An 8,083-nucleotide genomic window follows, 5' to 3' on the forward strand; every position below is an offset into this window, starting at 1 on the left:
TTAAGGAGAGTTACAGATGGAACTTCATTTGTTCGAAGACAATATTGCGGCTGGGCAGGAGGTCACGTTTTCAGAAACCGTTGCGCGGGCGATTTATGTGACTGCTGGCAAAATCTCGGCCGATGGACAGGACATTGCCTGTGACGACGGACTTGTTGCTGATGGGCCGGTAACGCTTGTTGCAGGACCAGAAGGCGCATCGTTGTGGCGTTGGGATTTGTCGGGCACAGACCAACAAGCGTCCACGCACAGGGTTGCCCACAAGCTGTCAGGGTCAGTGCCTGACGCTTTGGCGATTTCCGAAAGCTTTCTGCGGCTCGATAGTGTGGCGTTCCCGCCCGCCGGAACAGCCATGCTGCATACGCATCAGGGGCCTGGCATTCGCTGCCTTCGTGAAGGCCACGTCCGGATTGATACCGAAGGGTCGTCAACCGCTTTTGGCCCCGGTGGCGCATGGTTCGAAGGTGGGCCAGAGCCGGTTTTCTTGCAAGCCGTTGAGGACATCCCAAGCCGTTTCATTCGCGCCATGGTGCTGCCAAAAACGCTGCTTGGAAAATCATCTATCCACTATGTGAACGAAGAAGACCGCGCAAAACCCAAGTCGCAATCCTATCGAAACTTTGGTGAGATCGGGCTAGCCCTGTGAACATCTCGCATCAAGATATCGCTCTGACAGGCGCTCAAAGTTTGGTTGAATGTCTGGGCCAGCAGGACGTGAAGCACGCGTTTCTTGTGCCAGGTGAAAGCTATCTGTCGGTGCTTGATGCCCTGACAGATGCACCTGAAATCAAACTGACGGTTTGCCGCCAGGAAGGCGGTGCGGCGATGATGGCTGCGGCCTCCGGTAAGCTAACCGGGCGACCCGGCATTTGCATGGTGACGCGCGGGCCGGGGGCGACAAATGCGTCGGCCGGTTTGCATATCGCCCGTCAGGACGCGATCCCAATGATCCTGTTTGTTGGTCAAGTGGCCCGTGACATGCGCGAGCGCGAAGCGTTTCAGGAAATCGACTATCGCCGGATGTTTGGTCAGGTCGCCAAGTGGGTGGCAGAGGTTGATAGCCCGGGCCGCATGGCAGAAATGGTGTCGCGCGCGTTTCACGTGGCTATGTCAGGGCGTCCCGGACCCGTGGTGCTGGCCTTACCAGAAGATATGCTGACCGAACTCGCAACAACCCCAGTGCCGAATTTAGGGGCCGCGAAGCCACCGCGCGCAACAATCACTGCGCATGATGCTGACCAGTTTTTGAATACGCTCGCGACAGCAACAGCCCCGCTTATCATAGTCGGTGGAGGTGTGTGGTCAGACAAGGCACGCCTCGATTTGGAAGCATTCGCTGAAAAATGGGCCGTACCCGTCGCTGCTTCCTTTCGGTGTCAGGACTACTTTGACAACGAGCACCCCTGTTATGCTGGCGATTCAGGCATCGGCATCAACCCAAATCTGGCCGCTCGGATCAGAAACGCGGATGTCTTGATATTGCTCGGCACACGTTTCAGCGAAATGGAATCCAGTGGATATTCGTTGGTTGGTATTCCGAAGTGCGCTCAGCATCTTATCCATGTATACCCTGAACCAGATGAGATTGGCCGCGTCTACAAACCGCAGCTTGGTATTGCAGCCCCTCCTGATGAGGTCATTGCATCGCTGTTGCGCTGTGCAGGTCCAGACACTGACCTGAGCAACCGACAGGTAGCCGTTGCAGAATGCAATGCGGATTACCTTGCTTGGTCGACCTTGCCCAAGGGGCGCGGTGATTTGGCCATGTCAGAGGTCATGAGCCATATAGAGGGGGCGCTTGCAAAAGATGCGATCGTGACCAACGGTGCCGGAAACTACACCGTTTGGGTGCACCGGTTTCACAGACATCGCCGCTATGTCACGCAGCTTGCACCGATTTCGGGATCTATGGGATATGGGCTACCGGCTGCTGTTGCTGCGGCGCGTGTCATGCCTGATCGGCAAGTGGTCTGTTTTGCCGGTGACGGGTGTTTTCTAATGCACGGTCAGGAACTTGCGACCGCCGTGCAGTACAATGCAAATCTGACGGTGATTGTTGTTAACAACGGGATGTATGGCACAATCCGCATGCATCAGGAACGGCACTATCCGAGCCGCGTAAGTGCTACTGATTTGGTCAATCCTGATTTTGCGACCCTCGCGCAATCCTATGGCTGTCACGGTGAAACCGTGACCAAAACCGATCAGTTTGCGGGTGCGTGGGAACGTGCCTGCGCCCATGAGGGGCCAAGTCTGATCGAGCTGCAGGTGGATCCTGAGCTGATCACGCCCACGCTGACAATAGAAGACATCAGGCGGGCGGCGCAGTCGACATAGTCGCAATGCCAGAAATTTCGGGAGGAAAATCAATGGATCATCAAGAAGTTGTAATCGTGACGGGCGGATCAATGGGTATCGGGCGCGCCATTGCGGATCGATTTGCCAGGGACGGGGCTGCGGTCGTGATTGCGGATGTTGCAGGTGCCGAAACGGCGGCTGCCGAGATAATGGCAACTGGTGCCAAGGCCATTGGCGTGACTTGTGACATCTCAGACCCTGCCTCATGTGAAGCGATGGCTGCAGCTGCGGTGCATGCCTTTGGTCGGATCGACACGCTGGTAAACAATGCGGGGCTTTATTCCACGCTGAAACTCACCGAGTTTTCCAAGATCACGCCTGATGAGTGGCAACAGGTTCTGAATGTGAATGTGATGGGCCAAGCCTTGGTGACTGCTGCCGTTTTACCCACCATGCAGGCGCAAGGTGCAGGCTCGATTGTGAACATGTCATCAGGGACACCCTTCAAAGGCGTGCCCTATCTGCTGCACTATGTTGCCAGCAAAGGCGCCATCAACGCGATGACAAAAGCTTTGGCCAAAGAGATTGGCGCAGATGGCATTCGGGTCAACGGGGTCGCGCCCGGTTTCACAATGTCGGACGGGGTCAAAGCAAACCCACATCAAATCGAGAAGCTGCAGGAAATTTCGCTGAAATCGCGCGTTATCGCCCGCGATCAACTGCCCGAAGATGTTGTCGGCGCAGTGGTTTTCCTCGCTTCAAACGAAGCCGCATTCATGACTGGCCAAACGCTTGTCGTCGATGGCGGTGCTTACTTTCACTAGAACTTTCTATCAACAAAACCGGGAGGATACGACATGGAAAGACGTACATTTTTGAAAACAACAACACTGGCTGCTGCCGCTTTGGCAACACCTGGGTTGGTTCGGGCACAATCGGCGAAAACGCTGCGGATCGGCACGATCACACCGGGCAGCCATTTCTGGACCCAGACAATGGACCGAGTTGGTACATCACTTGCTGAAAAAAGTGGCGGGATGTTCGAAACCCAAGTGTTCCCATCAGGGCAGCTTGGCAACGAAGCGACAATGATCCAGCAGATTCAGGCTGGTGGTCTAGAGATGGGTTTTCTGACGGTCGCCGAATTCTCTAACCGCATCGACGATATGGGTGCGCTGTTTGCGCCCTACCTTGTGCCGGATGTCACCCATGCCTCAAAGCTTCTGACAGGTGCCACCGCGACAGGTATGCTTGATCAGTTCTCAACCTTGGGCATGAAGGGGCTTGGCTTTGGTCTGGGCGGCATGCGCCATCTCATCTCTCGGGATGAGGCGCAAACATCCGCAGACCTTTCGGGCCGTAAATACCGGATTACACCCTTTGCAGCCTTGCGTGACTTTTACGAACTGATGGGTGTCGCTCCAACTCCGGTGCCTTTGCCGGGATTGTTTGACGCTTTGGCAAATGGCCAGGTCGATGGTGCAGATATCGATCTTGAACTGGCTTGGAAATTGAAGCTGTATGATCAGGCTCCGAACCTCAAGACCACAAGCCAGATGATGTTCCCCGTCGTCGCCGTCGTATCGGGTCGGTATTGGGCCGCTCTGAGCGATGAGGAAAAGATGATGTTGTCGGAAACCGTTTCGGAGCAGATCGATTGGCTCTTTAGTCAGTACATTGAGTTTGAACCCAAGTGGCTTGATGATCTTAAGGGCACGGGAATGAACGTCACAACGGCTGAGCCCGCGTTCTTTGGAGATACGCTGAGCGAATGGGCAGGTATCTGGGAGCCGAAAGCACCATCCATCATTGGTCTGCGCGAAGAAGCCGCGGCTTTGATGTAAAGAGCAAGAACCGCCTGTTTTTCCTAAACAGGCGGTTCATCCGGATTACAAGAGGCAGTTATTATGAACTCTATCGTCAAATTGTCGGCCCAGATAACCAGAATTGAGGCCACCGCATTAAAGGTGTTGGTGGCGTCCGTATTGCTTTTGATGGTTGTCAACGTCGCAGCACGTGCACTGAATTCGTCTTTGTATTGGGCGGACGAGCTTGCGATCAACTTGATGGTTATCTTCGCCTTTATCGGGTCCAGCCTGATGTTTGCGCAAAGACGAAACTTTGCTGTCACGCTTGTGTCCGATGCGGTATCCGACAAGATCCGCCGTCGCATGTCGATCTTCGTTCAATGCGTGAATGTGCTGTTTGCTCTGTTTTTGGCCTATGCCACCTGGCTTTGGTTTGACCCGCTGACTCTGGCAAGAAATGGGTTTCAATTGCAGGGGTTTTTTGAAGAAACCTACAACAGCATCTACCAAGAGGTCACCAACACCATCGGAGTGCGCCGAGTGTGGTTCTTCCTTGTGATGCCGCTTTTCGCGTTCACATTATTGGTTCACAGCGCGGCCTGTCTCATTCAGGACATACGTGCAGAAACCACGTTAGGCACACCAAAATGATCACCGCCATTGTCTTTGTCGTATTGCTGTTTGTTGGTGCGCCAATCGGGGTTGTTCTGGCCGTCTCTGCCGCCGCCTATCTGATTGATGCGGGCAACACTGCCTTGATCGGATCCTACGCGCTTCAATTGATGTCAGGCATCGGTAAGTACGGACTGCTGGCAATCCCTCTGTTCATGCTCGTTGGGGAAATGATGAACGGAGGCGGTATCACCATTCGGCTGGTTGGCATGGCCCGCGCGATTGTCGGGACCATGAAGGGTGGCCTAGTTTATGTGAATATCCTTGCAAACATGATGATGGCGTCGATCCTTGGGTCGGCTACAGCGCAAATTGCGATCATGTCAAAGGTTATGGTGCCCGAAATGGAACGCGAAGGGTATTCAAAGACTTTCGCCGTTGCCACGACAACGGCTGCCGGGCTTTTGTCGCCCGTTATTCCCCCTTCCATGATGTTTGTAGTCTATGGGGTGCTCGCTCAAATTTCCATTGGTGATCTTTTCATTGCTGGCATCATTCCGGGGTTAATGATGGCTGGCGGGTTCATGGTTGTGATCTTCATTATGGGGTTGATCAATCCGTTTCCCGAGGCCCCTCGATTGTCACGGGTTGAGCGCATCGCACTGCTTCGCGATGGCTTGATAACGTTGGTCATTCCGGCGTCGATTATTGGCAGCATTACACTGGGATTGGCGACGCCAACCGAATCCGCGGCTATTGCTGCTGTCATGGCCTATCTGATCGGCAAGTTCGTGACACGCGAACTGGTTGAGCGGGACATCCCGCAAATGCTGCTGACAGCAGGGTCCAATGCCGCACTTGTGCTGTTCATGGTGGCCACGGCAAATGTCTTTAGCTGGATATTGATCTATAGTCAGATCCCGCAAAGCTTGGCCGCCTGGATTGTCTTCATTGCTGACAACCCTATCCTCTTCTTGTTGCTGCTGAACATCATCATGCTGCTGGTTGGAATGGTGATTGATGGCATTCCTGCGCTGATTATGGTCGTCCCGATTGTGCTGCCGGTGGCGACATCGGTTTACGGAATCGATCCTTATCATCTGGGGATTGTCCTGTGTCTGAACCTGACCTTGGGCCTTGTCACGCCGCCCGTAGGTGTCGCGCTTTACGTCGCCGCAACGGTGTCAAATGTAAGAGCCGGGGCGATCTTTAAATCGGCGCTGCCTTTTGTGGCTATTGCCGCTGTGGTCGTGGTTCTGATCAGCGTGTTTCCGGCATTGATCATCCGCTGAGCAATCAAAAAATTATGAAAATTAGTCACCAATGGGACATCAAAAGACATGACATTCACACCACATGGCAAACATCTGATCGCCGGAAACTGGGTTGCGGGAGAAAGCAAATTCACCTCAGAACCTGCACAGGGCTCTGCATATGAATTCTCAGTCGGAACGCCTGATCACATAGATCAAGCCGTCACTGCCGCTGAAGAGGCTTTTTGGTCAATTGGGTATTCCAGGCGTAAAGACCGCGCTGCATTTTTGAACGCAATTGCGGATGAGATTGAGGCGCGCGGCGACGCGATCACCGAGATAGGCACACAAGAGACAGGCCTACCAGAGGCGCGCCTGCAAGGGGAACGTGGTCGCACAACAGGCCAACTGCGCCTTTTTGCGGATCACATTCTGGTAGGGGACTACCTGGATCGCCGACATGACGAAGCAATGCCGGAACGTGCGCCATTGCCGCGCTCAGATCTGAAAATGATTGGGCGGCCCATCGGCCCTATCGCAGTGTTTGGCGCGTCCAATTTCCCACTCGCATTTTCGACCGCTGGCGGCGACACGGCTGCTGCTTTGGCGGCGGGGTGTCCGGTGGTTGTCAAAGGCCATTCAGGCCATCCCGGCACCGGCGAGATTGTCGCAGAAGCGATCCACGCAGCAATCGTCAAATGTGACATGCACCCCGGCGTTTTCTCATTAGTGCAGGGTGGCAATCTTGAGGCCGGGCAAGCCTTGGTGCAGCATTCACTGATTAAAGCGGTCGGCTTTACAGGATCATTAGGCGGGGGCCGTGCCTTGTTTGACCTTTGCGCGCGGCGAGCTGAACCCATCCCCTTCTTTGGCGAACTTGGCTCAATCAACCCGATGTTTATTCTTCCCGCTGCGGCTAAGGCACGAGGGGCTGACATTGGTACAGGGTGGGCAGGTTCCCTGACGATGGGGGCGGGCCAGTTTTGTACAAATCCCGGTATTGTTGTGATCCTGAAAGATCAGGCCGACGCGTTTGCCACAGCAGCAGCCAAAGCGCTGGAACAGACGGCTGCGCAAACGATGCTGACGGATGGGATCGCATCAGCATTTCGAAAAGGACAATCGCGCATCGCAGCCAGCAACGGCGTTCAGGCCGTACTGACGACAACTTGTGATGGGCGCGATGCCACACCTTTCCTCTATCAAACGACCGCCGCACAATGGTTGACCAATAAGGACTTGGGTGAAGAAGTTTTCGGCCCGCTTGGTCTGATCGTCCTCGCCGACGATGTAAATCAAATGCGCAGCGTGGCACATGCACTGCAAGGCCAGCTGACATGTACACTACAAATGGATGCCTCCGACAAAGACGTCGCTAAATCTCTGATGCCGATTTTGGAACGTAAGGCCGGACGCATCTTGGCCAATGGCTTCCCTACAGGCGTCGAGGTCAGCGAGGCGATGGTTCATGGTGGACCTTATCCGGCCTCTACCAACTTCGGAGCGACGTCTGTCGGGACCATGTCGATCAGGCGTTTCATCAGGCCAGTTTGTTACCAAGACATTCCTCTTGGGCTTTTGCCTGACTGATTTGATCTCAATTGGGGCGGGCACTCGCTGGGCATTCACAAGTAGCCCAGCATAATCTGCCTCCACAATCCGCGGCATTCGATCTGCTGAACAAGGGCAGATTGGGTGGTGACTATCGCTGCCAAGGTCCGATTTTCATGCCTTTGCGGCCATTGGGTCATTGTGCAGCATCCGTCAAAGAGGGCTCCAAGCCGCCTTTGACCGTCAAAATCAGTCTTGTTGAGTATGAATGCCCGCTCTAGGGAAGTCGAGGCAAACAGTTGGCAGCTGCAGAAATGCCGTTCGCAGCCATCAGACAGTAGTCACTTTGGGTTGACACCGGTCCTTCGGCGGCTCGCGGCTCGCTGCCGACCACCGACCGAACATGTGAAGGGCAGCAATGCGCAGATAACGGAGTTTGCAAAGTCACCCCAAGTGCAGGGATACTTTGGACCTGTCACGTTTTAGTGCCGCTCCTAGTGCTCGTTTAAGCCACCTTGCGTTCGAAAGCGACGGGGCTTTTCCAACCCAGTGCTGAATGGC

Annotated in this window: 7 protein-coding genes; all 7 read left to right on the forward strand. The window is 54.6% G+C overall.

The window, feature by feature from the left end:
- Nucleotides 1-16: 16 nt before the first annotated feature.
- The 7 genes from C8N36_RS20500 to C8N36_RS20530 all read left to right on the forward strand — a co-directional run bounded on the left by C8N36_RS20500 (nt 17) and on the right by C8N36_RS20530 (nt 7,561).
- Complete coding sequence (locus tag C8N36_RS20500; RefSeq protein WP_097806578.1) at nt 17-646, forward strand: hypothetical protein; 630 nt, start codon at nt 17-19, stop codon at nt 644-646.
- Entirely contained in the window at nt 643-2,337 is a 1,695-nt protein-coding gene (locus C8N36_RS20505; RefSeq protein WP_245911006.1) for a thiamine pyrophosphate-binding protein, read from the forward strand. Before C8N36_RS20500 ends, C8N36_RS20505 begins: the two co-directional genes overlap by 4 nt.
- A 32-nt stretch (nt 2,338-2,369) precedes the next feature.
- Complete coding sequence (locus C8N36_RS20510) at nt 2,370-3,122, forward strand: SDR family NAD(P)-dependent oxidoreductase (RefSeq protein ID WP_097806579.1); 753 nt, start codon at nt 2,370-2,372, stop codon at nt 3,120-3,122.
- Between the two features lie 33 nt (nt 3,123-3,155).
- The gene (locus C8N36_RS20515; protein ID WP_097806580.1) at nt 3,156-4,142 is read left to right on the forward strand and encodes a TRAP transporter substrate-binding protein; all 987 of its coding nucleotides are present in this window, start codon (nt 3,156-3,158) and stop codon (nt 4,140-4,142) included.
- Nucleotides 4,143-4,205: 63 nt separating this feature from the next.
- Nucleotides 4,206-4,757 carry a TRAP transporter small permease gene (locus C8N36_RS20520; RefSeq protein WP_097806581.1) on the forward strand — a complete coding sequence of 184 codons (552 nt, stop codon included), beginning with the start codon at nt 4,206-4,208 and terminating at the stop codon, nt 4,755-4,757.
- Entirely contained in the window at nt 4,754-6,010 is a 1,257-nt protein-coding gene (locus C8N36_RS20525) for a TRAP transporter large permease (protein ID WP_097806582.1), read from the forward strand. The genes C8N36_RS20520 and C8N36_RS20525 overlap by 4 nt, the downstream gene beginning before the upstream one ends.
- 48 nt (nt 6,011-6,058) lie before the next feature.
- A complete protein-coding gene (locus tag C8N36_RS20530; protein WP_097806583.1) occupies nt 6,059-7,561 on the forward strand; it encodes an aldehyde dehydrogenase (NADP(+)) in 1,503 nt (500 codons plus the stop codon).
- Nucleotides 7,562-8,083: the final 522 nt, after the last annotated feature.

This window comes from Pelagimonas varians, from assembly GCF_003208435.1.
Taxonomy (GTDB): domain Bacteria; phylum Pseudomonadota; class Alphaproteobacteria; order Rhodobacterales; family Rhodobacteraceae; genus Pelagimonas; species Pelagimonas varians.

Coding starts and splice junctions, on each gene's coding strand:
- C8N36_RS20515 (WP_097806580.1), top strand. CDS start 3,156: ATGGAAAGACGTACATTTTTGAAAACAACAACACTGGCTGCTGCCGCT.
- C8N36_RS20510 (WP_097806579.1), top strand. CDS start 2,370: ATGGATCATCAAGAAGTTGTAATCGTGACGGGCGGATCAATGGGTATC.
- C8N36_RS20525 (WP_097806582.1), top strand. CDS start 4,754: ATGATCACCGCCATTGTCTTTGTCGTATTGCTGTTTGTTGGTGCGCCA.
- C8N36_RS20530 (WP_097806583.1), top strand. CDS start 6,059: ATGACATTCACACCACATGGCAAACATCTGATCGCCGGAAACTGGGTT.
- C8N36_RS20520 (WP_097806581.1), top strand. CDS start 4,206: ATGAACTCTATCGTCAAATTGTCGGCCCAGATAACCAGAATTGAGGCC.
- C8N36_RS20500 (WP_097806578.1), top strand. CDS start 17: ATGGAACTTCATTTGTTCGAAGACAATATTGCGGCTGGGCAGGAGGTC.